Below are 23,984 nucleotides of genomic sequence, written 5' to 3'. Positions count from 1 at the left end.
GGGGGAGCGTCCTTTCGTTCGGGGTGCCGGCCCCGCGCCTCAGCGCTGGACGAGCGTCATTTCAAAGCTGTAGGAATCGGCCCGGTACACGTGGTGCCCGGTTTCGATGTTCCGGCCCGTGTCATCGACGGCGGTGCGCTCCATGGTCACCAGCGCCGCGCCCGGCTCGCAGCCAAGCATCTCGGCCTGGTATTCGTCCGCGACGGCGGCGCCGATCCTTTGTTGCGCGAGCCGGAAGTTGACCCCGGCGGTGCGCAGGAGGTCGTACATGCCGCGCTCCTGGAGGGTTTCCTCACTGAGCTGGGCGACGTCGTCGCGCACCCAGTTCTCCATGAGCGCCAGCGGCTTGTTGCCGACGCTTCGCAGCCGGGTGAAGTGGTAGATGCCGACGCCGGCCGGCAGCTGCAGCGTGGTGCGCTGTTCTTCCAGCCCGGGGCCGTGGCTGAAGGACAGCACGCGGGTGCTGGGCTTCTGGCCGGTACGCACGAGGTCGTCGTTCAGGCTGGAGAGCTCCAAGGGGCGCCGCACCTGGCTTGCCACCACCTGGGTGCCGACGCCGCGCTTGCGGACCAGCAGCCCGGACCGCACCAGTTCGTCCATCGCTTTGCGCATGGTGGGGCGGGACAGGTTGAGCCGGTTGGCGAGCTCGATTTCGTTTTCCAGCCGGGAACCAGGTTCCAGGGTGCCGGAGCGGATCATGCCCTCGATGCCCTGGACCACCTGGTGGTACAGCGGCACGGGTGAGGAGCGGTCGATCGGGATATTCAGGAGTTGTGCCATCTCTACTTCTCCCTTGCGTCGGGTGGATGTGGCATGTCTGGTTGCATGGACAAATGCCTTGCCTGAAGTGTAGGCCCGGAATCCGCGCCACGGCAGCGACACGCACCACCCGGAAGCCCTGGAGCGTATGTCAGCAGTAGCTGACATACGACGGTTCCTAGGACCCATTATTTATCGTGACGTAAATATGTCAAGACAAACTATTGACTATTGTGATGCCGATCACCCATGATCGGTTGCAGCCCCCCACGCCGTTCCGTGGGAAAGGATCGAAGGAGATTCGGATGAAGAAATACACCTGGCGCCGTGTCGCCGCCGTCGCGCTCATGGCGCCCCTGCTGGCCGTTGCGGCTTGTTCCGCGCAGGGAGGCAAGCCTGCCGACAGCAGCAACGGCAACGGTGGCGGCCAAGCGGCCGTAAGCACGCCACGACTGAAGATTGCGATGATCACGCACGCGGCCCCCGGCGACACGTTCTGGGACATCGTCCGTAAGGGCGCCGAGGAAGCTGCCAAGAAGGACAACGTCGACCTGCTTTACACCAACGACCAGGAAGCCGGCCGCCAGGCCCAGCTGGTCCAGCAGGCCATCGACCAGAAGGTGGACGGCATCGCCGTCACCCTGGCCACCCCGGACGCGCTGAAGGACGTCGTCAAGAAGGCCGTCGACGCCGGCATTCCGGTGGTGAGCTTCAACGGCGGCGAGGACGCCTCCGCCAAGCTCGGCGCCTTCACCCACTTCGGCTCGAACGAGAAGCTCGCCGGCGAGGCCGTGGGCACCAAGCTCGCCGCCGAGGGATACAAGCACCCCATCTGCGTCATCCAGCAGCAGGGCCACGTGGGCCTCGAAGCACGCTGTGCCGGCGTCAAGGAGAAGGTGCCCGCCACGGAGGTCCTGTACGTCAACGGCCAGGACATGACCAGCGTGCAGTCCACCGCCACCGCGAAGCTCCAGGCCACCAAGGACGCCGACGCCATCATCGGCCTGGGCGCCCCCATCACCCTGACCCTGCTGAAGTCCATCAAGGACGCCGGTAGCTCCGCCAAGGCGGCCAGCTTCGACCTCAACGCCGAGCTGGCGCAGCAGATCGTGGACGGCAATGTCCTCTTCACAGTGGACCAGCAACCGTACCTGCAGGGCTACATGTCGGTGGACTCCCTGTGGCAGAACAAGCGTGGCGGCTTCAAGATCGGTGGCGGACAGGCGGTCCTGACCGGCCCGGCCATCATCGACAAGGAGAACGGCGCAGAGACCCTCAAGTACGCCAAGGAAGGCGTCCGCTAAACGGACGTTCCCGGGGGTGCCGTACGGTTCCGGCCGGGCGGCACCCCGCAACCCAGGAGTATTCCCATGTCATCAACTGTCACTGCTCCGCATGCTCCCTTGGCGGATGAGCGTGTTGCGAAGCGAAATCCCTTCCAGAAGCTGCTGGCCCGGCCCGAGGTCGGCGCCCTCGTGGGCGCGATCGCGCTGTTCATCTTCTTCGCCTCGGTGGCCCCCACCTTCACCCAGCCCAACGCGCTGGCCACGGTCCTGTACGGATCTTCGACGATCGGCATCATGGCCGTGGGTGTCTCGCTGCTGATGATCGGCGGCGAGTTCGACCTTTCCACCGGCGTCGCGGTGATCTCCTCTGCCCTGACCGCGGCCCTGTTTTCCTGGTATTTCTCGATGAATGCCTGGGTGGGCGTGGGCGTGGCCCTGGTGGTTTCGCTGGCCATCGGCTTCATCAACGGCTGGATCCTGATCAAAACCAAACTGCCATCCTTCATCGTGACCCTGGCATCGTTCCTGATGCTCACCGGCCTGAACCTGGCCCTGACCCGCGCGGTCGGCGGAAGCGTCTCCTCGCCGTCGATCGCGAAACTGGACGGCTTCGAATCGGCCCGCGCCATCTTCGCCTCCTCCGTCTCGATCGGCGGAGTGGAAGTGAAAATCACCGTGTTCTACTGGATCATCCTCGTGGCGATCGCCTCCTGGATCCTGCTGCGGACCAAGGTGGGCAACTGGATCTTCGCGGTCGGCGGCGACGACAACGCCGCGCTCGCCGTCGGTGTGCCGGTCACCAAGACCAAGATCGGCCTGTTCATGGCCGTTGGTTTCTGCGGCTGGCTGCTGGGCATGCACAACCTCTTCGCCTTCGACGCCGTCCAGTCCGGTGAGGGCGTGGGCAACGAGTTCCTCTACATCATCGCGGCCGTGATCGGCGGCTGCCTGCTGACCGGCGGCTACGGCTCCGCGGTGGGCGGGGCGATCGGCGCCTTCATCTTCGGCATGGCCAACAAGGGCATTGTCTACGCCCAGTGGAACCCGGACTGGTTCAAGTTCTTCCTCGGCCTGATGCTGCTTCTGGCCACCATCGTGAACCTGATCGTCAAACGCCGCGCGGACGCGAGCAAGTAAAGGGGCCCGACCATGCCTGACAACAAACACATCTCCAACCAGACCCTGCTGGCCGACGAGACGGATCCGTTGACCGACCGTCCCGTGCACCTGCTCAAACTGGACAAGGTGGCCAAGCACTATGGCAACATCATCGCCCTGACGGATGTGACCATGGCCGTGGACAACGGCCGCGTCACCTGCGTGCTGGGCGACAACGGTGCCGGCAAGTCCACCCTGATCAAGATCATCGCCGGCCGCCACCAGCACACCCACGGCACGTTCACCATCATGGGCGAGGAGCGGAAGCTCTCCAGCCCGCGCGAGGCCCTGGATTCGGGCATCGCCGCGGTCTACCAGGACTTGGCCGTGGTCTCCCTCATGCCGATCTGGCGCAACTTCTTCCTCGGCTCCGAGCTCACCACCGGCGTCGGTCCCTTCAAGCGCCTTGACGTGCAGCGCATGAAGGAGATCACCAAGAAGGAACTGGCGGACATGGGCATCGACCTGCGCGATGTGGAACAGCCCATCGGCCAGCTCTCCGGCGGTGAACGGCAGTGCGTGGCGATCGCCCGCGCCGTGTATTTCGGCGCCAAGGTCCTCATCCTGGATGAGCCGACGGCGGCCCTGGGCGTGAAGCAGTCCGGTGTGGTGCTGCGGTACATCCTGCAGGCCCGCGACCGCGGCCTGGGTGTCATCTTCATTACCCACAACCCGCACCACGCCTTCCCCGTGGGCGACCGCTTCCTCCTCCTCAAACGCGGCAAGTCGATCGGCTACTACGACAAGAAGGACATCACCCTCGAGGAACTCACCGCCCAGATGGCCGGCGGCGCCGAGCTGGCCGAACTCGCCCACGAGCTCGAACAAATCGGCGGCCACCCGGAACAGCTCAGGGAAGTCCGCGCGGAGGCCGCTGCCGTGCAGGCGGACGCCCCCAGCGCCTAGGCCAGCACCGACGACGGCCAGCACCGACGACGGCCAGCACTGACGACGGCGCGACGAGCCACCCGGCCCGCCGCGCCGTCGTCGTGCCCGTGCGGCAGTGCGAACAACAGCAGGGGAAGTAGCTCAGACCGCCCGCACGGCCAGCCACACGAATTCCTGGGCTCCCAGCGTCACGCCGTCCGCCAGGGACATTTCGCTGCCGCCCAGGAGTTCGGTGGCGCCGGGCTCGAAACCCGAGAGGGTCCCGGCCGAGACATGCTGGGCTGTGTCCGCGAAGTTCGCCAGGACCAGGACCGCGCGGCCGTTCCCCGGCCGCTGGTAGCCCAGGACATGCCGGTTGTTGGCAGTGAACCCGGTGAGCGGGTTCCCTGCGAGCTCGGGCGTCCCGGAACGGACCGCGAGCATCCGCTTGAGGCCCGCGAAGATGGCGCCCTCCGGCGTCGATGGATCGTCGCGGTGCGCGTAGCGTTCGGCGGGATAGTGCGGGCGGTGGACCCAGCGGCTGTCGGCCTCGTGGCCCGGTTCCTGGGCGTAGCCGTAATCGTTGAGTTGCCCTACTTCGTCGCCGAGGTAGATCAGCGGGATGCCGCCGGTGCTGATCGCGATCGAGTGCAGCAGGAGCACCCGGCGCACCGCCTCCGGCGAGCCGTCCTCGAGGCCGCACAGGGACGCCGTCGTGCCCGAAATACGGCAGTCCCCGGTGCGCGGGTTGTCCTGGAAGGCGACCCCGCGCGCGAAGCTGCCCGGGAAGCGGTTGACGTAGAAGGAGTTGAGGAAGCGGCGGTGGTCGTAGCCGTTGATCCCGAGCTCCGCTGCGTCCTCGTCGGCGAAGGTCCAGCCGATGTCGTCGTGGCTGCGCACGTAATTGACCCAGGCCGTCCCCTCCGGGAGGTTGTGCCGCCGTTCCAGGGCCTGGGAAAGCAGCGAGGCGTCCCGGGTGGCGAGGGCTTCCCAGCCGAGCGCCATCTCCAGCGGGTTGTAGGAGATCTGGCATTCGGCGGGGTCGATGTACTGCACCACCTCGTCCGGGTGGACGATCGCCTCGGACTTGAACAGCAGCGCCGGCGCTGCCAGGCGACACACCGCGTTGAATCCCCGCAGCAGCTCGTGGGCCTGGGGCAGGCTCTCGCAGGCGGTGCCGAGCTGCTTCCAGATGAACGCGACCGCGTCCATGCGCAGGATCTCCACGCCCTGGTTCGCTAGGAACAGCATCTCGCCTGCCATCGCACGGAACACGGCCGGGTTGGAGTAGTTGAGGTCCCACTGGAAGGTGTGGAAGCTGCACCAGACCCACCGGCCGTCCGGCTGCTGCACGAAGCTGCCCGGGTGGTCGTCGGGGAAGATTTCGCGCACCGTCTGCTCGTAGGCGTCCGGCATCGTGCGGTCCGGGAAGATCCAGTAGTAGTCGGAGAACTCCTGTTCGCCAGCGGCAGCGCGCCGCGCCCATTCGTGCTCGTCCGAGGTGTGGTTGAAGATGAAGTCCACCACCAGGCTGATGCCGTTGGCCCGCAGCTCCGCGGCCACCTCCCGCAGCCCGGCCATGGTGCCGAGCTTCGGGTTGACGTCCCGGTAGCTGGACACGGCGTAGCCGCCGTCCGAGTTCGGTTCCGGGGCGAGGAAGAGCGGCATGAGGTGCAGGTAGCCCAGCCCGAGCTCCCGGAAATAGGGGATGCGTCCGCGCAGCCCTTCGAGGTTTTCCGCGTAGCGGTCCACGTAGCAGACCCCGCCGAGCATGCTCCCGGATTGGAACCATTGCGGCTCGACCTCACGCCGGGCGTCGAGTTCCTTCAGGTCCGCGGGACGGTCCTGCCAGGACTTGGCGCACTCCACCACGAGGGCGGCCAGGTGGTCGGTCCAGTCCGGGCGGGAGCCGTAGAGCGAGGCGAACAGTTCTTCCAGCACCGGCACGTACCGGTCCACACGGTCGAGGAATGACTTCCAGTCCGGTCCCCTGCGGCGGAGCCCCGGTTCTGCTTCCAGAGCCGAGAGGACCTGCTTGAAGGTCCCCATCCCGTCGCTGGTCGTTACGCCCATCGGACCTCCTTGTACACCGTGCGTGGCAGCAGCCGCAGCGGGAAATATGCGCTGCATCACACACTGTAACGGGATCAGGGCAAAGCGTGAAAGCGCTTACGCATTCGTTTCCCGCACCGAGGACCGCTCCACCAGGGCCGGTTCCAACAGGAGCCGGCGTGGCGGCGCCTCCGGGGCAGCCATCCGGTCCAGCGCCATCCGTGCCGCCTCGGCCCCGAGCCTCCGGCTGTGGCCGTCCACGGTGCTCAGCCGGATGTAGCCGTAGGCGGCCAGGGGAGAGTCGTCGTAGCCGAGCACGGAGACATCTTCCGGCACCCGCAGGCCAGCGTCCCGGAGGGCAGCCATCGCACCCAGGGCCATGACGTCGTTGGCGGCGAACACCGCCGTGGGCGGCCCGCCTGCGGCCTGTTCGCCGGCTTCCAGGGCCTGCCGCATCGCGCGGAAGCCGCTGGCCTCGTCCGTGCCGCCGTCGACGCCGAACACCAGGGGCTCGGCCCCGGCCGCCACCATCGCGCGGACATAGCCCCGCCGGCGGTGCTCCGCCGGGGCGCCCTGCCCGCTCAGGTGGGCGATGCGCCGGTGCCCCTGCTCCAGCAGGTGACGGGCGGCAAGCTGCCCGCCCGCGTCGTCATCCCCGGCCACCACGTCGGCCGCGCCGCCGTCCCCGAGCAGCGGGGTGAGGCTGCGCGTGCCTGCGACGACCAGCGGGACGCGGACGTCCTTCACCATGTCCAAGGGTGCTTCGGCGGCGACCAGCAGCGCGTCCACATGTTGAGCCAGGAAGCCGTCCACGGGATCCCGGCCGCTGGCCTCCTCAAGCCGCAGGTCCGCCACGCTCACCGTGAACCCAACCGGGTCCAGGACCGAACGGACCCCGGCCAGCAGCTCCACGAACCACGGGTTGCGGAAGTCGTCGATGAGCAACCCCATGGAACGCGTGCTCTGGCTGGCCAGGGCGCTCGCGGCGCGGCTGGGCCGGTAGCCAAGTTCCCGGATCGCCTTCTTGACGGCCTCGCGCTTGGCCTCCGCCACGTGCGGGGCGTCCCGCAGCACCAGCGAGACCAGGGACTTGGAGACGCCCGCGTGCTGGGCAACATCGTAAATAGTGGGGCGGGCGCTCATGCCTTCACCGTACCCGCAGCGCGCCCGCTCACCGACGTGCCCGCGTGCCGGGGCAGGAAGAGGCAATCCAGCACGCTGAGCACCATGAGTGCGGCCACCGCCAGCAGGGCGGCCCGGTACGGATCCGCCGAACCGTGGGCGGCCGGCAGCAGCGCGGCGCCTGCCCGGATGAACAGGGCCCCGACGGCGACACCCAGTGCGTGCGCCAGCTGCACCAGGGTGTTCGCGACGGCGTTCGCGCTGGCCAGCTGCCCGGCGGACACGTCGGCGTACTGGACGTTCATGTACGCCGAGAACCCGAGGGAGCGCAGCGCCCCGGAAAGAACCAGGAGCGCCACGATGACGGCGTCCGGTGTTCCGGGGCCGAGGGCGGCGCATGCCGCGAAGCTGAGCGCCGAACCGGTGCCGGCCAGTATCAGGAGGGGCTTGAACCCGTAGCGGCGGATCAGCGGAGTGGTGGCCGGTTTGATGGCGATGTTCCCGATGAACACAGCGGTCACCAGCACGCCGGCGTGGACCGGGTCCCAGCCGAACCCGTCCTGGAACAGCAGCGGAAGCAGGAACGGGATCGCCGAGACGGCCACCCGGTACGCCAGGCCGCCGGTCTGTGTGGCACGGAAGGTGCGGACCCGGAAGACGCCGAGGTCGAAGAGGGCGCCTGGTCCGCGGCGGCCCATCCATTGGGCCGCGGCCGCCAGGAGTGCCGTGCTCAGCAGCAGGAGTACGACGGCGGCGGCGGCCGGGGCGCCGGAGCCGAGCAGTTCCAGCCCGGTCACCAGGGCCCCGACGCCCAGGGTGGTGAGCGCGACGCCCGGCCAGTCGAGGCGCGCCGACCGGTCCGCAGTGGTGCGGGGGACCAGGCGCAGCGCGGCGATGAAGGCAGCGAGTCCCAAGGGAAGGTTCACCAGGAAGATCCAGTGCCAGGACAGGTACTCGGTGAGCAGCCCGCCCACCAGCGGTGCCAGCACCGGGGCCATGAGGCCGGGCCACACCAGGAACGCCGTCATCCGCAGGAGCTGGTCCTTGGGGGTGTCCCGCAGCACCAGGAGCGACCCGACGGGCACCATCATGGCTCCGCCGAGGCCCTGCAGGGCGCGGAAAGCCGTCAGGGCCCACAAGGACGGGCTCAGGGCGCAGAGCAGGGAGGCGACGGTGAAGACCGCGATGGCCAGACAGAAGATCCGCCGGAAGCCGAAGCGGCCTGCAAGCCAGGAGCTGGCCGGGATCCCCATGGCTACGGCCAGGAGATAGGCCGTCATGGCCACGTTCGCGTACGCGGCGCTCACCTGGGAGTCCCTTGCGATGGCGGGCAGTGCGGTGGCCAGGGCCGTGCCATCGAGGAACTCCAGGAAGAAGGTCGCCGCGACCAGGAGTGCCAACGCAGTTCTGTTGGTGTATTGACAGGACAAATTACTCAGCCTTACTCTCGTTTGGAGCGCTCCAAATGTTACCCAACCCACACCTCAATTCCAAGGAGGACCCATGACTAAGCCACTGGGTGTCGCCGTCATCGGTGCCGGCATGGCCGGCAAATCCCACGCCGCGGGCTACCGCGTCGCCAGCAGCCTCTTCGCCCCCACGCTGCCGGAGGTCAAGCTGGTCTCCATCGGGGACGTCAACGCCGAATTCGGCCAGGCCGCCGCGCGCCGCTTCGGCTATGAACGCCATGACTCCTCGTGGCAGGCCATCGCCGAAGCCGACGACATCGACGTCGTCTCCGTGGTGATCGCCAACTCCCTGCACCGCGAGGTGGTGGAGGGCGTGCTTGCGGCCGGCAAGCACGTGCTGTGCGAGAAGCCGCTGTCCGATTCCATCGCCGACGCCGAGGCGATGCTCACCGCCGCCCGCGCCGCCGAGGAGCGCGGCGTGCTGGCCCGCATCGGCTACACCTACCTGCGTTCCCCCGCCATCGCCGCCATCCGCAAGCTGATCGACAACGGTACCCTGGGCCGGCCGCTGCACTTCTCCTCCCGCTACTGGACCGACTACTCCTGCGACCCGCACGCCCCCATGAGCTGGCGCTACAAGGGTGCACCGGGCTCCGGCGCACTGGCGGACCTGGGCAGCCACACCACCTACATTTCCGAGTTCCTCTGCGGCAAGACCCTGGCAGTCTCCGGCGGGCAGTTCCACACCGCCATCGAAAAGCGCCCGGTGCCACTGGGTGCCGTCATGGGCCACGACCACGCGGCCGTCAGCGACGTCTTCGAACCCGTGGAGAATGACGACTATGCGGCCTACTCGGCCGAGTTCGAGCACTGCAAGGGCAGTCTGGAGGTCTCCCGGATCGCCGCCGGCCACCCCAACTCGCTGACGTTCGAGGTCTTCTGTGAGAACGGCGCCGCCCGCTTCGACCAGGACCGCCCCGCCGAGTTCGGGCTGTACCTGAACGGGGGCCCGTACTCTGCGAACGGCTACCGCCAGGTCCTCATCGGCCCCGGGCTGCCGTATGTTGCCAACGGCATGGCGATGGATGCCCCCGGCGTCGGCTATAACCACAACGACTCCTTCGCCTACCAGTCCCGGGCCTTCCTCGAGGAAGTGGCCGGCCTGTCCGCGGAGGAATCCCTGCCCCGCTGCGCCACCTTCGAAGACGGCCTGCGCAGCATGAACATCCTGGACGCCGTGGCCCGCTCCGCCGCCGCCAGCGGCTCCCGCGTGCAACTCTAGGAAGGCAACCATGAAACTCGGCGTCTACAACGCAATCCTGCACGACCGCCCCCTGCCGGAGGCCCTGAAGGTCATCGCGGACCTTGGCCTCACCGGGATCGAGCTCAACACGGGCGGCTTCCTGCCGGCCGTCCACGTGCCCACCATGGACGACATCCTGGTCTCCGACGCGGCGCGGGATGACTTCCTGGGCCTTTTCGAGGGAACCGGCGTCGACATTGCGGGCCTGAACTGCAACGGCAACCCGCTGCACCCCAAGCCGGAGATCGGGCAGAAGCACGCGGAAGACATCCGCCGCTCCATCAGGCTCGCCGAACGCCTGGGCCAGCACCGCGTGGTCACCATGTCCGGCCTGCCCGGCGGTGAGCCCGGGGCGACGGTGACCAACTGGGTGGTCAACGCCTGGAATTCCGCTGCCCTGGACGTCCTGGACTACCAGTGGAGCGTCGCCGTGCCGTTCTGGAAGGAGATGGACCTCCTGGCCCGGGACCATGACGTGAAGGTGGCCCTGGAACTGCACCCGCAGAACCTGGTGTTCAACACTGCCGATGTCCGCAAGCTCGTGGAACTGACCGGCGCCACGAACGTGGGCGTCGAGCTGGACGCCTCGCACCTGTTCTGGCAGCAGATGGATCCGGTGGCCGTGGTCCGCGAACTCGGCCCGCTGGTGTTCCACGCCGCAGCCAAGGATGTACGCGTCAACACCGAGCACGCCCGCCTCTACGGCGTACTGGACAACAGCTTCCGCCGGCTCTCTCCGGAGGAGCCCCGCACCAACCTCGGCGGCGATGAATGGGCCAATGAATGGCCGAAGGATTCCGCCTGGGACTTCGTGGCCCTGGGCCGCGGCCATGGCACCGCCTACTGGGCGGAGTTCCTGCGCGCCCTGCGCGAAGTGGATCCGGACATGCTGGTCAACATCGAGCACGAAGACGTCTCCCTCGGCCGCATCGAAGGCCTTGAGGTTGCCGCCAAGGTCCTGAAGGACGCGGCGGCGATGATCGACGACTAAGCGTCGAAAGGGCGACGGCGGCACCCGGCTTGGGCGCCGCCGTCGCCAATTAAGAACTATTGACAGGACAAACTGTCGTTCATATGATCGACAAGCGTCCTGCGTGGGGCCCGTCACAAAGCCGTGGCCGCACCCTCCTCCGACAGCTGAAAGGCAAGCCCATGTCCACTGAAATCCGTAGTGTCGGTGTCGGCCTCATCAGCGTCGGCTGGATGGGAAAGCTGCACGCCAAGGCGTACACGCAGCTGCCGCTCGTGTATCCGGAGCTGGGGATCCGGCCCCGCCTGGTCATCGCCGCCGACACCGAGCCCAGCCGCATCGAGTACGCCAAAGAGGTCCTCGGCTTCGCGGAGGGCACCACGGACTATCGTGAGGTGCTCGCCCACCCGGACGTCGACGTCGTCTCCATCTGCGCCCCGAACTTCCTGCATGCAGAGATCGGCATCGCCGCCGCGAAAGCCGGCAAGCACTTCTGGATCGAGAAGCCCGTGGGCCGTGGCATCGAGGAGACCACCGCGGTGCGGAACGCCGCGATCGAGGCCGGGGTGCTGAGCACGATCGGTTTCAACTACCGGCACGCCCCCGCCGTCGAGCACGCCCGCGAGCTGGTGGCGAAAGGCAAGCTGGGCCGCATCACCAACGTCCGGGCCGAATTCATGGCCGGCTACTCGGCCGAACCCAACGGGGCCCTGTCCTGGCGCTTCGACCGGAAGCTCGCCGGCAGCGGTGTACTCGGTGACCTGTTCAGCCACGCCGCGGACCTATGCCAGTACGTGGTCGGCCCGATTTCTGACATCACGGCCCTGACCAGCACGGTCCACAAGGAACGCCCCAAGCTGGCGATGGGCCAGGGCAACCACTTCGCGGTGATCGAAAACGGTGAAATGGGGCCGGTGGAAAACGAGGACTACGCCGCGGCCCTGGTCCGATTCGGCGGTGCGGGGGCGGTCGGGACCATTGAATCCTCGCGCGTGGCGGTGGGCCGTGACTGCGGGTACCGCCTGGAGGTCTACGGCACCGAGGGCTCGCTGAAGTGGGACTTCGAACGGATGAATGAACTCCAGGTGGTGCTGGGCCGGAACAACGACGAACAGGGCTACACCACGGTGATCGGCAGCCCCCGGCATGGCGACTACTCCCGTTTCCAACCCGGACCCGGCTGCGCCATGGGCTTCGACGACCTGAAGGTGATCGAGGCGAAGAAGTTCCTCGTGGCCGTCACCGGCGGGGAGCAGCTGAACTCCAACATCCACGACGCCGCCTCGGCGGCCGCGATCGTTTCCGCCGCCGAAGCCTCCGCGGCGGACGGACAGTGGAAGGCGATCCCGCTGCTGGACGGCACCACGGCCGCGACAGCCTGAAGCCAGCTGTTCTGGATGGGCGCGGATGTGCCGGCCGCGGTGGTAGGCCGCGGGGAGCCCGTTCAGGCGTGAGCCGGTGCCGCCGTGCTGGAACGCGCCGTCAGGGAAGGCGCCACGAGAATCTGCTCGTGGCGACCGTCAAGGGCGCCGAGGGCGACCCTGACGGCGGCCGCCGCCAGGGCGTCGGGGTCCTGGCGCACGCTCGTCAGGTCGGCATAGGCCAGGGCCGCCAGGTGTGAATCGTCGTAGCCGACCACCGAGAGGTCCCGCGGTATTTCAATGCCTTGGGTGCGCAGCCCGTGCAGGAGCCCCAGTGCCTGCGCGTCATTGAAGGCCAGGAGTGCGGTTGCGCCCGCACCCTCCCTGAGCAGCGCGCCAAGCGACGGCGCAGCGTTGATCCCCGTCGCTTCGTTGTCCCCACCCGGGAGGATCAAGGGTTCCTGTCCCCTGGAGAGCATGAAGTCCCTGTACGCGGATTCGCGTGCTTCCGCGCCGCTGGCCTTCCCTCCGCTTGTGTGGGCGATGCGCCGGTGCCCCAGCTGCCAGAGGTGCTCCAGGGCAAGGCGCACCCCCTCGGCCTCATTGGTCATGACGGCGGGGAGCCCGGACGCGGGCGACGGATCCAGGACGGGGACTGCGGGCACCGGCAGGCCGTTCAGCTGCGCACTGCCTTCGGCCGGGCCGAGGACCAGCAGGGCTTCGACATTCAGGTCCAGGAGGGTCTGGAGTGCCTGAGTCTCCGTGCGGCGGGGCCCGCGGGCGCTCAGCGCAACGCTGAATCCGGCGTCCTCGGCCGCCGGATAGATGGCATCCACCAGATCGCTGTGGAAGTCGCCGTCGAGCGCGAAGACGACGCCGAGCAGGCCGCTGCGGGAACTGCGCAGCAATCGGGCCCGGGCGTCCGGGCGGTAGCCCAGGGTGGACGCGATGGCCAGGACGCGCTCGCGGGTCGCACTGCTGGCGCCCGGGGCACCGCGCAGCACGATCGAGGCCAAGGCGCGGGAGATTCCCGCCTCTGCTGCGACATCGGCCAGGGTGGGGCGCTTGGCCATCAGTCCTCCTTGTTCCGGGCTGCGTTTGGTTGGGCTCTGTTGGGGGAGCTGTCCCCAGAGTCTACTAGATCGATCTAGACGGGACGCTCCGAGGCGTGCCACACTGTCTGCATTGTCTTGACTAGATCGTTCTAGTTTTCCTCGAGAGGACCCTCCATGAGCTACGTCCCCGTTCCTTCCGCCCGGCCCGCACCGGTGCGTGTCGCACTCATCGGTGCCGGCTGGATGGGCGCTTACCACGCCCGCAGCCTCGCCCTGCGCATCCCCGGCGCCGAACTGGTCGCCATCGCGGATCCGGCCATCGACAACGCCACCGCGCTGGCCGCCGAACTCGGCGTGGCCAAGGTGACCCCGGAACCGGCCGACCTTTTCGCCGACCCGGAGATCGACGCCGTCGTGATTGCCGGCCCCGCACGCTTCCACGCCCGGCTGTCCATCGACGCCGCCAACGCAGGCAAGGACGTGTTCTGCGAGAAGCCCGGCGCCGTCAGCCTGGAAGAGCTTGCCCGGGTCGAGGAGGCCGTGGCCGCCGCCGGGGTGCACTGGCAGATCGGCTTCAACCGCCGCTACGCCGCCGACTTCCTGGCCGCCCGGCGCGACATCGAAGGCGGCGTCGTCGGTACCCCGCAGCTCCTGCGCTCGCTCACCCGTGACCCCGGAAACGGCAGCCTCCCGCACGCTGCCCGGGTCCCGCAGTGGACCATCTTCCTCGAGACCCTGATCCACGACTTCGATGCCCTGAACTGGATGAACCCCGGAGCCGAGCCCGTCAGCGTGCACGCCACGGCTGATGCCCTCGTGGAGCCGTCCCTCAGGGAGCAGGGCTTCCTGGACACGGCGGTCGTCACGGTGCGCTACAGCAACAACGCCATCGCCGTGGCCGAAGCCAACTTCTCCGCCCTCTACGGGTACGACTGCCGCGGCGAGGTCTTTGGTTCGGCCGGCATGGTCCAGGCGGGCCGCGCCACGGACACCGGTGCCCTGCGGTACACGGCTCAGGGTCTCTCAGCCGGGACCCCGCGCCTGAACATCGAACTCTTCGCCGACGCCTACGCCCAGGAACTGGTCGACTTCGCCGAAACCGTGCGAGCCCGCCGTGCCGGCGAGGCTGCTCCGGACCATGGCGTGCCGCTCACCCCGGGCCTGAGCGATGCCCGCTGGGCGCTCGCCGTCGCGCTCGCCTGCATCGAATCCGTCAAGTCCGGTGCCACGGCCGTCGTTCCGGGCGCCGAGGTCCTCGCATGAGGCTCGCCGTCTGCGCCGAGATGGTCTACACGGAGCTGCCGTTCGTTGAGCGGGTCGAGCGCATCCACGACGCCGGCTTCGACGTCGAACTCTGGGACTCACGCCCCAAGGACATCGCCGCGCTCAAGGCCACCGGTGCCCGTTTCTCCTCGATGACCGGCTACGCCGCGGGCTCGCTCGTGGAGGCCGACACCGCGGACGAGGTGGTCCGCACCGCCGGAGGGCTGATCCCCACCGCCCTGGACCTCGGCGTCGAGCGCCTGGTGGTGCATCCCGCCGAACTGGTCGACGGGCGGGCGGCCCGTCCGCATTGGCGCTCCACCGGTGACATGTGGGGAACGGCCGCCAAGACCCTGGAGAAGCTCGGCGCGCTGGGCGAGAAGCATGGCCTGACCTTCGCCGTCGAGAACCTGAACACCATCCTGGACCACCCGGGCATCCCGCTCGCCAGGGCCAAGGACACCCTCGCCCTCGTCAAGGCGGTGGACCACCCGCACGTCAAGCTGATGCTGGACCTGTACCACGCGCAGATCGGCGAGGGGAACCTCGTGGAACTGGTGCGCCAGGCCCGGCCCTGGATCGGCGAGATCCAGGTGGCCGACGTCCCGGGCCGCTGTGAGCCGGGCACCGGCGAGATCAACTACGCTGCGGTCCACCGCGCCCTCGTGGATCTCGGCTACGAAGGAACAGTCGGCATGGAAGCGTGGGCCGCCGGCGATTCGGACGAGGCCCTGCGGGCATTCGGCGCTGCCTTCGGACGGTAGGACCTCCGTTGAGTGCTCAGCTATGGCGGGTTTTTCCGCGGAAAAGTCGCCACAACTGAGCACTCAACGGGGCCGGACCGTGGGTTTATCCACATAGCTGGATCGCGCCCTACAGCCCGGTGGGCTCAGCTGTTCTGATGTGCCCATGAGTCCTTCCGAATTGCCGGGTCTGTTCAGGACCGCTTCTTTCACCACGTCCGAAGGTATGGCCGCCGGGCTCAGCCGCAGCAGACTGAGGGCAAGGGACCTTGCCGCTCCCTCCCGGGGAATCCGGTCGCCGGAGGGCGAAGTACTCGGGTTCCTGGAAAGCCTGCGTGGATATACGGCCTCGGACGATCACACCGTGGTTTCCGAAACCACAGCCGCGAACGCACGCGGTATCCCCTTGCCGGGGTGGGTTGATCAGCGCATCCATCTCTCCCGGACACGAGGCGGGACGCACCCACGCCGGAAGGGCACGGTGGGTCACCGGACTCTCTTGCTGCCGGGAGAGGTGGTGATGCTCAACGGGGTCCGGATCACTTCACCGGCGCGGACCTGGCTGGACCTGGCCCACCACCTTCCCCTGCATGACCTCGTGGCGGCTGGGGACTACCTTGTCAACTGCCACGGTCCGGACCATCCGTTCCCTTGCGAACCGATATGTACCTTGGAAGAGCTGCGCCGAGTCACCATGAATCACCCAAAGAAGAAGGGGAAGCTTCAGGCGCTTTCCGCGTTGGAGCTCATGCGTCCTGGCGCGGACTCACCGCAGGAGACAAAGATGCGGCTGCTTTTGCTCGAACATGGCCTGCCGGAACCGGAACTCAACGTGGTTCTGTTCGACGACGGCGGGTATCCGGTTCTCTGGCCCGATGCAGCCTATCGGTCCTCCAGGATCAGCCTTCAATACGACGGCGGAGTCCATGGCGAAGAGCTGCAGTACCAGAAGGACATTGACCGGGGAGCGCGGACCGCGAAGCTCGGCTGGACCGAGGTACGCATCGGCGCCAAGGACCTTAGGGGAATGCGGCCGGCTGTCGTGGCGAAAGTCCGGGAGGCCTTGCAGCGTGCGGGTGACCGTTGAATGCTCAGTTGTGGCGGGTTTTTCCGTGGAAAAGTCGCCACAACTGAGCACTCAACGGTCCCGGTGGGTTCCCGAGCGGCACACCTCCACGAAGGCCCGGAACGGCGCCAGCCGCTGCCCGTCCGGCAACTTCTCGGCCTCCGGATGCCACTGCATGGACACCACCCAGCGCAGGGGATCCTCCAGGCCCTCGATGGTGCCGTCGTCGGCCACTGCCGTGACCAGCAGGCCGGCGCCCACCCGGGCGACGGCCTGGTGGTGGCCCGAAGCGATCCGCACCGTGGTGGCCGGGCGTCCCGCAGCGCCGCCTGCCGCTGCGTCGCCTCCATCCTCCGCCGCCGCGTACAGGCCGGCGAGCCGGGAACCTGCGGTCAGTTCGACGTCGTGCCATGCCCAGGAATCTTCAGCCCAGGTGCGCTCGACCTCTGCCGCCGGCCCGGTGCCCGCCGCGATCCGGTGAGCGACGTCGGACGGGTGCATGTCCTGGATGAGCGTGCCGCCGTAGAGCACGTTCAGGAGCTGGTGGCCCCGGCAGACGCCCAGCACCGGCAGGCCGGCCGCGATCCCTGCCTTGGCAACCGCGATGTCCAGCTCGTCCTGGGCGGGGTTGACGTCGTAAAGTGCCGGGCCGGGCTCCTCACCATAGAGGCCGGGGTCCAGGTCCCCGCCGCCGGGCAGCAGGACACCGTCGAGTTCGCGGACTTCCGCCGCGGAATCCCCGGCGGAATCCAGCGACACGATCTCGGCTCCGGCCCGGTGGAGCAGCTCCACGATGAGTCCGAAGAGGCTGTTCGCCTTGCCGACGCGCGGATCGGCGCCCTCGGAACTGCTGAGCCGGACAGGGATGCCGATGCGCGGAGAAGCGTTTGAAGGCTGCATGGCCCCATTCTGCTACGGTCCTCCCCGGAAAAGGCACCCCATGCCTAAGCTGATCGGATGACACCCTCGGGCCGCCTCAATCCCAGCCCGCGCACCCTCGACGTCGAAAGCGTGGCTCACTTCGACAGCTTGGTGAGCGCGGGTGCCGGGACGATGCACGGCTGGCACGCCCAGTCGTTGGACCTGCGCGGTCGCAGCCGTGAGCTCACGGCCCTCGACGCGCAGGGCGCCATTTTCCTCGGTTGCACCTTCGACGACGGCGTGGAGGACAGCTTGCGCAGCCGCGGCGCCCTGATATTCCCGAAACTGCGCGGCATCCCCTTCAATCCGTACCGCGGCAGCCTGTACACGGCCGCCGAGCTCTACGAGGACATCGCCGGGCACGAATACGAGGCGACCCCGGACGCCCGGATCTACCAGTGGAGCATCCTGCCCGGCCAGCGCAGCAGCCTGGACGCCACGCTCGCTGCCGCCCTGCACGACCACGCCATCGGGGACGCCTTGGAGGAAGCACTGGCTAACGGGGACTTCGCGGGCACCCGGTTGGTGGGCGTGATGGGTGGCCATGCGGCCCGGCGCGACACGGCGGAATACGCGGACGCCGCCCGGCTCGGAAGGCTCCTCGCCCGCTCCGGCTTCACGGTCGCCACCGGCGGCGGGCCAGGTGCGATGGAGGCCGCGAACTGCGGCGCCTACCTCAGCGGACTGCCCGACGGCGACTTCACCGCCGCGCTCGGAACCCTCGCCGCCGCGCCGGGCTTCCGGCCCTCGGTGACGGACTGGGCGCGGACGGCGGCCGCCGTCGTCGGGCAATACCCGGGAGGGACCGCGACACTTGGCATTCCCACCTGGTTCTACGGGCACGAGCCGCCCAACCTGTTCGCCACCCACATCGCCAAGTACTTCGCGAACTCGGTGCGGGAGGCGATCCTGCTGGAACTGTGCACGGGCGGGATCGTGTTCCTGCCCGGCTCGGCCGGCACGGTGCAGGAAATCTTCCAGGACGCCTGCGAAAACTACTACGGGGCGCCGGAAACCATTACGCCCATGGTGCTGGTGGGGCATGGACACTGGCAGGAAACGTATCCGGCGTGGCCCATGCTGCAGGCGCTCGCCGCCGGAAAGCCGATGGCCGGCCGCATCCACCTGGTGGACACCGTGGAGGAAGCCCTCGCGGTCCTGGCATAGGCCGCCGTTCCCAACGGACATGCCCCCTCACGGCGATGGGGGACCGGTAGGCTCGGGGCGCTGAACATCCTGCATTGAAAACACACAACGCCGGGCACCTTGTGGTGCCCGGCGTTGCGTTACGGCGCTGTCTTACTGAGAGGGGCTACTTAAGCCAGGCAGCAACCTGCTCGGGGTGCGCGTCCACCCACTTCTTGGCGGCAGCCTCCGGCTTCATGCCCTTCTGGATGTCCGTCGCCACGGAGTCCTGGTCCGCGTTGGTCCAGCTGAAAGCCTTGGCCAGCTTCGCAGCCGGCGAGCCGCTGTCAGCGAACTTCTTGGAGATGATCTTGTTCAAGGTGTAGTCCGGGTAGTCGCAGGCGATCTTTTCGGGATCGGCGTCGCAACCCTTGGTCCACGCAGGAAGATTGACCTTGGCCAGGGGAACTTCGGCAAGGAACCACTGGGGCTCGTAGAAGTAGCCAAGCAGCGGGGTCTTGTTCTTCTCGGCGGCGCGGAATGACTGGATCAGGGACGCTTCCGAGCCCGAATAGACCACCTTGTAGTCCAGGTTGAGGTTCTTGACGAGGGCCTCGTCATTGGTCACGAACGCCGGATCGCCGTCCAGGACCTGGCCCTTGTCGCCGGACTCGGAGGTCTTCAGGAGGGAGGCGTACTTGTTCAGGTTCTTGCTGTCCAGGATGTCCGGGTGGGCCTTTGCGAGCCATGGCGGAACGTACCAGCCGATCCGGCCTTTGTTCCCGGTCGGTCCGGCATCGACGGCCACGGCCTGATCGGTGATGTATTGCTTGGCCAGGTCTGCATGGCCCCAGTTTTCGATGATGACGTCGACTTCACCCGAGCCGAAGCCTTGCCAGGCGATCTGCTCGTTAAGGTCCTTCTGCACCACCGTGCAGCCCAGCTTGTCCTTGGCTACGTAGCTGTACACAGCAGCGTTCGCCGTGTAGCCGACCCAGGCGTTGAGGGCTACATTGACGGTGCCGCAGCTCGCTTTGGAGCTGTCGCCTGCCGCTGCCTGGTTGAGGGATGAGCCTCCACAGCCGGCAAGAAGCAGGGCAGTTGCGGCAGCTCCGGCCAGGGCTGGGACAACCCGTTTTATGACGCTGGTTTTTCTCATGGTCAAGCCTCCTTGGTGTTGGGAACGGAGTTGTTGGGGGTGGGTTTTGCGGTGTGAGGTGATCTTGCCGGCGCCGAGAATGCGGCTGCCTGGGTGATGCGGTCAAGCAGGATGCCCAGGAAGACGATGGCCAGGCCGGCGGCCAGGCCCTTGCCGAAGAGCGAACTCTGGACGAAGCCTCCGACGACGTCGTATCCGAGGCCGCCGGCGCCGACCAGCGCTCCCACAACAACCATCGCCAGGACGTAGATGAGTCCTTGGTTGGCAGCCAGTCCCAGGGACTTCCTGGCCATGGGGAGCTGGACTTTCGTGATGACCTGCCACGGGGTTGAACCGCTGGACACCGCTGCCTCAACCACGGTAGGGGAGACCCCTGTGATGCCGTCGGCCATGATCTTGATCGCGGCCGGCGCGGCATAGATCACGCCTGCCACGATTGCGGTGAAGCGGGTTGCGCCGAAAAGGCCGAGGAAGGGAACGAGGTAGACAAAGGAGGGCAAGGTTTGCCCGGCGTCGAGGATCGGCCGCAGGAAATTGTCCAGCCGCTTGGAGCGGCCCATCGCTACGCCGAACACAACTCCCAGCAGCATGACGATCAGGGTCGCCACCAGCGTGCTCGCGAGGGTCACCATCGCATCGCCCCACAGGCCCAGGTACGCGATTGCGGTGAGGCAGGCGAGCACCAGGGCGGTCAGCTTCCAACCCCCGAAGGCGTAGGCGGCGAGGGCCAGGACGGCGAACAGGATGAAGAACGGTGTATCCGTCAGGAAGGTCTGGAAGGGGTTGAGCAACGAAACGGTCATGCCTTCGCGGAACGTCTCGGTCAGGAGGGAAAAATGCGTCTGAATCCATCCGCTGGCCCCGGCGACCCCGCTGACGATTGCCGGCCCGAAGTTGACGTCCTTGGGGAATTGGGCCGCCCAGAGAACGGTCCTGGAAAGCTGGACGAGGACCACAACGACGGCGAAGCCGGCTACCAGCAGGATGGTGCGGAGGCGGCGCGGGAGTTTGCTTTGGGGTCGTTGGGTTTTGGGTTTTGCGCGTTCGCTTGCCGCCGTGGTCACGCGGTCCAGGGTGATCGCCATCAGCACAATGGACAGGCCTGCGTTCACTGCCGTGCCGACGTCGAGCGACTGCAGGGCGCGCACCACCACCTGGCCGAGGCCGGGGGCGGCGATCAGCGCGGCAATGGTAACCATGGACAGCGCGGCCATGGTGCCTTGGTTGATGCCCATGACGATCGTTCGCCGGGCCATGGGGATCTGGAGCGTGAACAAGCGCTGCAGTGCAGTGGTTCCCAGGGAATCGGAAGCCTCCCGGGTGTTCTCCGGGATGCCCCGGATGCCGTGGGCAGTCAATCGGATGATCGGCGGCGCTGCATAAATCACGGTGGCGATGACCGCAGAGGCGGGGCCGATAAGGAAGACCAAGGCCAGCGGCGCGAGGTAGACGAAGGACGGCAGGATCTGCATGAAGTCCAGCACTGGAGTGACGGCCTTCTCGAAGCGGCTGCTGATTCCTGCCAAGAGGCCCAGCGGAATGCCCACGCACAGTGAGAGCAACACCGCCGTAAGGACGAGGGCAAAGGTGTAGGCGGCCTCGACGAAGAGTCCCTGCAAGCCGAAGAAGGTGAACACAGCAACGGTCAGCAGGGCTACCCTCGCATTGCCGACGGCCCAAGCAATCCAGCCAAGCAGGGCGACCGTTCCCAGCCAGCCGATTTCGGGCAGCCTCAGGCCGGCGGGGCTGGCCGCGAAGATGGCCATGAAGGCGTTGGCAACGGCGTCGACGCCGGTGCGGAGCGGGGACAGCAGGTAAAGGAAAACCGGGTTGTCGCTGCGGTTCGATGCCACCCAGGAGTTGAAGTGGTTCAGTGTGCGGTGCAGATCGGTCAATTCCGAGGTGGGAAGCGCCAAGGTGGCGGTTCCGTGGAGGAAGAGGAATCCCAGAAGCCAGATCAACGCCGCGCTGCCAAGAAGCACAACCCGGCGGCTGGGCCGCCGGCGCTGGGATTCCGGACTTGGGGAAATTTCGGTGCGCACCGTTTCTTCCGCTTCGATCACGGTTGTGCTCATGCTGCTGCTCTCACTCCGCGAAGCACGGAAAGGATGCTGTCGCGATCGATCTGGCCGGTGATGATGCCCGCTTCCTCTACGAGGACGGGGCTGGTTGAGTGCATGACCGTATGGATGGCGTCACGGATGATGGTTGACGAGCCGAGCACCGGTGCGTCGCTTGGTGTTCCCGGGGCCACCGGTTCGGCGATCCATTTCAGGGTGAGGACGTCCGAACGGGGGACCTCGGAGACGAAGTCGGCGATGTAGTCGTTGGCCGGCGAGCCGACAAGCTCATCACCGGTACCGCACTGGACCGCTTCTCCGTGCCGCATGATCAGGATCCGGTCGCCCAGTTTGAGGGCTTCGGAAAGGTCGTGGGTGACGAAGACCATGGTTTTTCCCATGTCCTTGTGCAGGCGGATGACTTCGGCCTGCATGTCGCGGCGGATCAGCGGATCCAGCGCGGAGAACGGCTCGTCGAAGAGGATGGTGTCCGGATCGCCGGCCAACGCACGGCCGAGTCCTACGCGCTGCTGCATGCCGCCGGAGAGTTGTTCGGGGAAGTGCTGTTCGTAGCCTTTGAGGCCTACCAGTTCGATGACTTCCCTGGAGCGGGCGTAGCGTTCGCTCTTTGAGGCGCCACGGATCTGCAGCCCGTATGCGACGTTGTCCAGCACGGTGCGGTGCGGCAGGAGGCCGAAGTGCTGGAACACCATGGACATTTTCTGCCTGCGCAACTCGCGCAGCTCGGCAGAGTTGGCTTCCAGGATGTTCTTGTTGCCGACCGTTACCCGGCCCGAGGTGGGCTCGATCAGCCGGGTCAGGCAACGGATCAAAGTGGACTTTCCGGACCCGGAGAGGCCCATGATGACGAAGACTTCGCCCTTGGCGACGTCAAAATTCATATCCCGGACGGCCGTCACGCACCCGGTGCGTGCCAGGAGCTCGGAGGAAGACAAAGATGCCAGTTCCGGGTTAGTGGGGATCTTCGCGCCGCCTGGTCCGAAGACTTTCCAAAGGTTGCGTACTGATATGTCGGAACTGTTCATTCCTGTACTCCTGCTGGGGTTCTGCTCGTTGGGGAGGCATCACGTGGGGAAAGCATGGGGAAAAGTTCGAATTACGGTGGTTGTTTAATGTGCAACTTGCACCGTTATACGCAACAGAGTGACGGAGCTCACAAGGTCTTGTCAAGCATTTTGTTCTCCGGCGCCCCTTCATGACTTGCGCCTGGCTTGCGGTTTTGCTTCGCGCGATGCGCGTGGTGGCGCGCTCATTGTGTACCCGCGGTGGGGGCTTATGGGCCCGCTTGGCAGTAGGGAGTAGGGGAAATCGTATATGTACCGTCCGGACGAAATGTTTGCGTTTTCTCTGGACCCCCGCTTGGGACGGATGGGATTTTTTGCGCGCTATGTGAACCGCGTTGTGTAATACGCAATTCCTGGGGAGCTGGCGCCTACCGGTCTCCTCACAGGAGAATCGCCGGCGCCGCCCACGTGGACAGCTTGCCGCCGACGGCTGTGTCGCCCGGCGCCGGGGCAGGATGCAGCGTCTTCACTTTCGCCATAGTCTGGCGGGGTGGATACAAGGACAGTGAACTCCGGAGTGCAGGTTGACAGGCAGTCCCGCATCTTGGATGCGGTGATGGAGCTGCTGGCGCGTCACGGCATCTCAGGGGTCAACATGCGGGCGGTGGCCCGCGAAGCCGGCGTCGCGCTCGGGCTCGTCAACTATTACTACGCGGACAAGCCGAGTCTGATCCGGGCGGTCTTGAACCGAATCGGCGAAAGTGACATGCGATTGGTCGACCCCGACCCGGAGGCGCGTCCGGACGAGCAGCTCAAGGATGCTCTGAGGAGGGTCGCAGGGCCGGAAATCCTGACTACGGAATATTTGTCCCTCCGCCTTCATCTTTGGGCGCTCGCGCAGGCCCATGAAGACTTTGCCCTGATTAACGCGGAGGCATTCGACCAGTACCTGGATGGGCTCGCAACGTTGATAGGCAATGCCAAGCCAGGACTTTCCCGCGAAGAGTGCAAGGACCGGGCAGCTGACATTGTCGTCGTGCAGAACGGGATGTGGCTGACATCCCTGCTGGGCATCGAAAAGGGATCCATCCAGCGGAGCATTGCCCGCACCGAAGAGATCGCCTTCGCCGACTAGCGGAAGCACCACGGCTACCGTGCTGCCGATGGATTGTGACCGTCCCGCCGTACCATGCCGAAATCGGCAGGCGGCGCATGTCAAAGCGTCTCAAGATGAGAGTGCGCTCCATTTTGAACAAATGTCCAGCCGAACTCTTGAACGT

General features: G+C 66.8%; 20 protein-coding genes. 11 read left to right on the top strand and 9 right to left on the bottom strand.

Annotation, left to right across the window (positions count from 1 at the left end; translation table 11 throughout):
* Nucleotides 1-39 precede the first annotated feature (39 nt).
* The gene (locus tag ACNQPB_RS15425; protein ID WP_498753160.1) at nt 40-780 is read right to left on the bottom strand and encodes a GntR family transcriptional regulator; all 741 of its coding nucleotides are present in this window, start codon (nt 778-780) and stop codon (nt 40-42) included.
* A 284-nt stretch (nt 781-1,064) separates the two neighbouring features.
* Between ACNQPB_RS15425 and ACNQPB_RS15420 the strand changes: the two genes are divergently transcribed.
* From ACNQPB_RS15420 to ACNQPB_RS15410, 3 genes are all read left to right on the top strand, one after another.
* Entirely contained in the window at nt 1,065-2,063 is a 999-nt protein-coding gene (locus ACNQPB_RS15420) for a substrate-binding domain-containing protein (RefSeq protein WP_498753159.1), read from the top strand.
* A gap of 66 nt (nt 2,064-2,129) precedes the next feature.
* Nucleotides 2,130-3,182, top strand: a complete 1,053-nt coding sequence (locus ACNQPB_RS15415; RefSeq protein WP_498753157.1) for an ABC transporter permease — start codon at nt 2,130-2,132, stop codon at nt 3,180-3,182.
* A gap of 12 nt (nt 3,183-3,194) precedes the next feature.
* A complete protein-coding gene (locus ACNQPB_RS15410) occupies nt 3,195-4,109 on the top strand; it encodes an ATP-binding cassette domain-containing protein (protein ID WP_498753155.1) in 915 nt (304 codons plus the stop codon).
* Between the two features lie 123 nt (nt 4,110-4,232).
* Here ACNQPB_RS15410 and ACNQPB_RS15405 read toward each other — a convergent pair whose 3' ends face one another.
* The 3 genes from ACNQPB_RS15405 to ACNQPB_RS15395 form a co-directional block, all read right to left on the bottom strand.
* Nucleotides 4,233-6,143: an alpha-amylase family glycosyl hydrolase gene (locus ACNQPB_RS15405; protein ID WP_498753153.1), complete on the bottom strand. Its 1,911-nt coding sequence runs from the start codon at nt 6,141-6,143 to the stop codon at nt 4,233-4,235.
* Between the two features lie 96 nt (nt 6,144-6,239).
* On the bottom strand, nt 6,240-7,265 hold the full coding sequence (locus tag ACNQPB_RS15400; RefSeq protein ID WP_498753151.1) for a LacI family DNA-binding transcriptional regulator: 1,026 nt from the start codon (nt 7,263-7,265) through the stop codon (nt 6,240-6,242).
* Nucleotides 7,262-8,644 carry an MFS transporter gene (locus tag ACNQPB_RS15395; RefSeq protein WP_498753149.1) on the bottom strand — a complete coding sequence of 461 codons (1,383 nt, stop codon included), beginning with the start codon at nt 8,642-8,644 and terminating at the stop codon, nt 7,262-7,264. The genes ACNQPB_RS15400 and ACNQPB_RS15395 overlap by 4 nt, the downstream gene beginning before the upstream one ends.
* A 103-nt stretch (nt 8,645-8,747) precedes the next feature.
* On the opposite strand from ACNQPB_RS15395, the gene ACNQPB_RS15390 reads away from it, so the two are divergent.
* The 3 genes from ACNQPB_RS15390 (at nt 8,748) to ACNQPB_RS15380 (ending at nt 12,308) form a co-directional block, all read left to right on the top strand.
* Nucleotides 8,748-9,935 carry a Gfo/Idh/MocA family protein gene (locus ACNQPB_RS15390; protein WP_498753147.1) on the top strand — a complete coding sequence of 396 codons (1,188 nt, stop codon included), beginning with the start codon at nt 8,748-8,750 and terminating at the stop codon, nt 9,933-9,935.
* 10 nt (nt 9,936-9,945) lie between these two features.
* On the top strand, nt 9,946-10,947 hold the full coding sequence (locus ACNQPB_RS15385) for a sugar phosphate isomerase/epimerase family protein (RefSeq protein WP_498753145.1): 1,002 nt from the start codon (nt 9,946-9,948) through the stop codon (nt 10,945-10,947).
* Nucleotides 10,948-11,108: 161 nt separating this feature from the next.
* Entirely contained in the window at nt 11,109-12,308 is a 1,200-nt protein-coding gene (locus tag ACNQPB_RS15380) for a Gfo/Idh/MocA family protein (RefSeq protein ID WP_498753143.1), read from the top strand.
* 62 nt (nt 12,309-12,370) lie between these two features.
* On the opposite strand, the gene ACNQPB_RS15375 is transcribed toward ACNQPB_RS15380, so the two are convergent.
* Complete coding sequence (locus tag ACNQPB_RS15375; protein WP_498753141.1) at nt 12,371-13,360, bottom strand: LacI family DNA-binding transcriptional regulator; 990 nt, start codon at nt 13,358-13,360, stop codon at nt 12,371-12,373.
* A 156-nt stretch (nt 13,361-13,516) separates the two neighbouring features.
* On the opposite strand from ACNQPB_RS15375, the gene ACNQPB_RS15370 reads away from it, so the two are divergent.
* The 3 genes from ACNQPB_RS15370 (at nt 13,517) to ACNQPB_RS15360 (ending at nt 16,435) form a co-directional block, all read left to right on the top strand.
* On the top strand, nt 13,517-14,605 hold the full coding sequence (locus ACNQPB_RS15370; RefSeq protein ID WP_498753139.1) for a Gfo/Idh/MocA family oxidoreductase: 1,089 nt from the start codon (nt 13,517-13,519) through the stop codon (nt 14,603-14,605).
* Entirely contained in the window at nt 14,602-15,369 is a 768-nt protein-coding gene (locus ACNQPB_RS15365; RefSeq protein ID WP_498753137.1) for a TIM barrel protein, read from the top strand. Before ACNQPB_RS15370 ends, ACNQPB_RS15365 begins: the two co-directional genes overlap by 4 nt.
* Before the next feature lie 763 nt (nt 15,370-16,132).
* Nucleotides 16,133-16,435, top strand: coding sequence for a putative endonuclease domain-containing protein (locus tag ACNQPB_RS15360; RefSeq protein ID WP_498753135.1), 303 nt, complete (start codon nt 16,133-16,135; stop codon nt 16,433-16,435).
* 51 nt (nt 16,436-16,486) lie between these two features.
* Here ACNQPB_RS15360 and ACNQPB_RS15355 read toward each other — a convergent pair whose 3' ends face one another.
* Nucleotides 16,487-17,314 (bottom strand): gamma-glutamyl-gamma-aminobutyrate hydrolase family protein, encoded by an 828-nt coding sequence (locus tag ACNQPB_RS15355; protein WP_498753133.1) that lies wholly within the window; start codon nt 17,312-17,314, stop codon nt 16,487-16,489.
* A 57-nt stretch (nt 17,315-17,371) separates the two neighbouring features.
* On the opposite strand from ACNQPB_RS15355, the gene ACNQPB_RS15350 reads away from it, so the two are divergent.
* On the top strand, nt 17,372-18,502 hold the full coding sequence (locus ACNQPB_RS15350; RefSeq protein WP_498753131.1) for an LOG family protein: 1,131 nt from the start codon (nt 17,372-17,374) through the stop codon (nt 18,500-18,502).
* A gap of 145 nt (nt 18,503-18,647) precedes the next feature.
* Here the strand turns inward: ACNQPB_RS15350 and ACNQPB_RS15345 are convergent, their stop codons facing one another.
* Genes ACNQPB_RS15345 through ACNQPB_RS15335 form a run of 3 tightly spaced genes read right to left on the bottom strand, consistent with a single transcriptional unit; the run spans nt 18,648 to nt 22,725 of the window.
* Entirely contained in the window at nt 18,648-19,619 is a 972-nt protein-coding gene (locus ACNQPB_RS15345; protein WP_498753130.1) for an ABC transporter substrate-binding protein, read from the bottom strand.
* 2 nt (nt 19,620-19,621) lie between these two features.
* Entirely contained in the window at nt 19,622-21,694 is a 2,073-nt protein-coding gene (locus tag ACNQPB_RS15340; RefSeq protein ID WP_498753128.1) for an ABC transporter permease, read from the bottom strand.
* Entirely contained in the window at nt 21,691-22,725 is a 1,035-nt protein-coding gene (locus ACNQPB_RS15335; RefSeq protein ID WP_498753126.1) for a quaternary amine ABC transporter ATP-binding protein, read from the bottom strand. Before ACNQPB_RS15335 ends, ACNQPB_RS15340 begins: the two co-directional genes overlap by 4 nt.
* Before the next feature lie 529 nt (nt 22,726-23,254).
* On the opposite strand from ACNQPB_RS15335, the gene ACNQPB_RS15330 reads away from it, so the two are divergent.
* On the top strand, nt 23,255-23,839 hold the full coding sequence (locus ACNQPB_RS15330; protein ID WP_498753124.1) for a TetR/AcrR family transcriptional regulator: 585 nt from the start codon (nt 23,255-23,257) through the stop codon (nt 23,837-23,839).
* The last annotated feature ends 145 nt before the right edge of the window (nt 23,840-23,984 follow it).

Origin of the sequence: Curtobacterium sp. LFS079 (assembly GCF_047977865.1) — a bacterium.
Taxonomy (GTDB): domain Bacteria; phylum Actinomycetota; class Actinomycetes; order Actinomycetales; family Micrococcaceae; genus Arthrobacter.
Note: the sequence above shows the minus strand (reverse complement) of the source record. Positions and strands in the feature narration are given on the sequence as shown.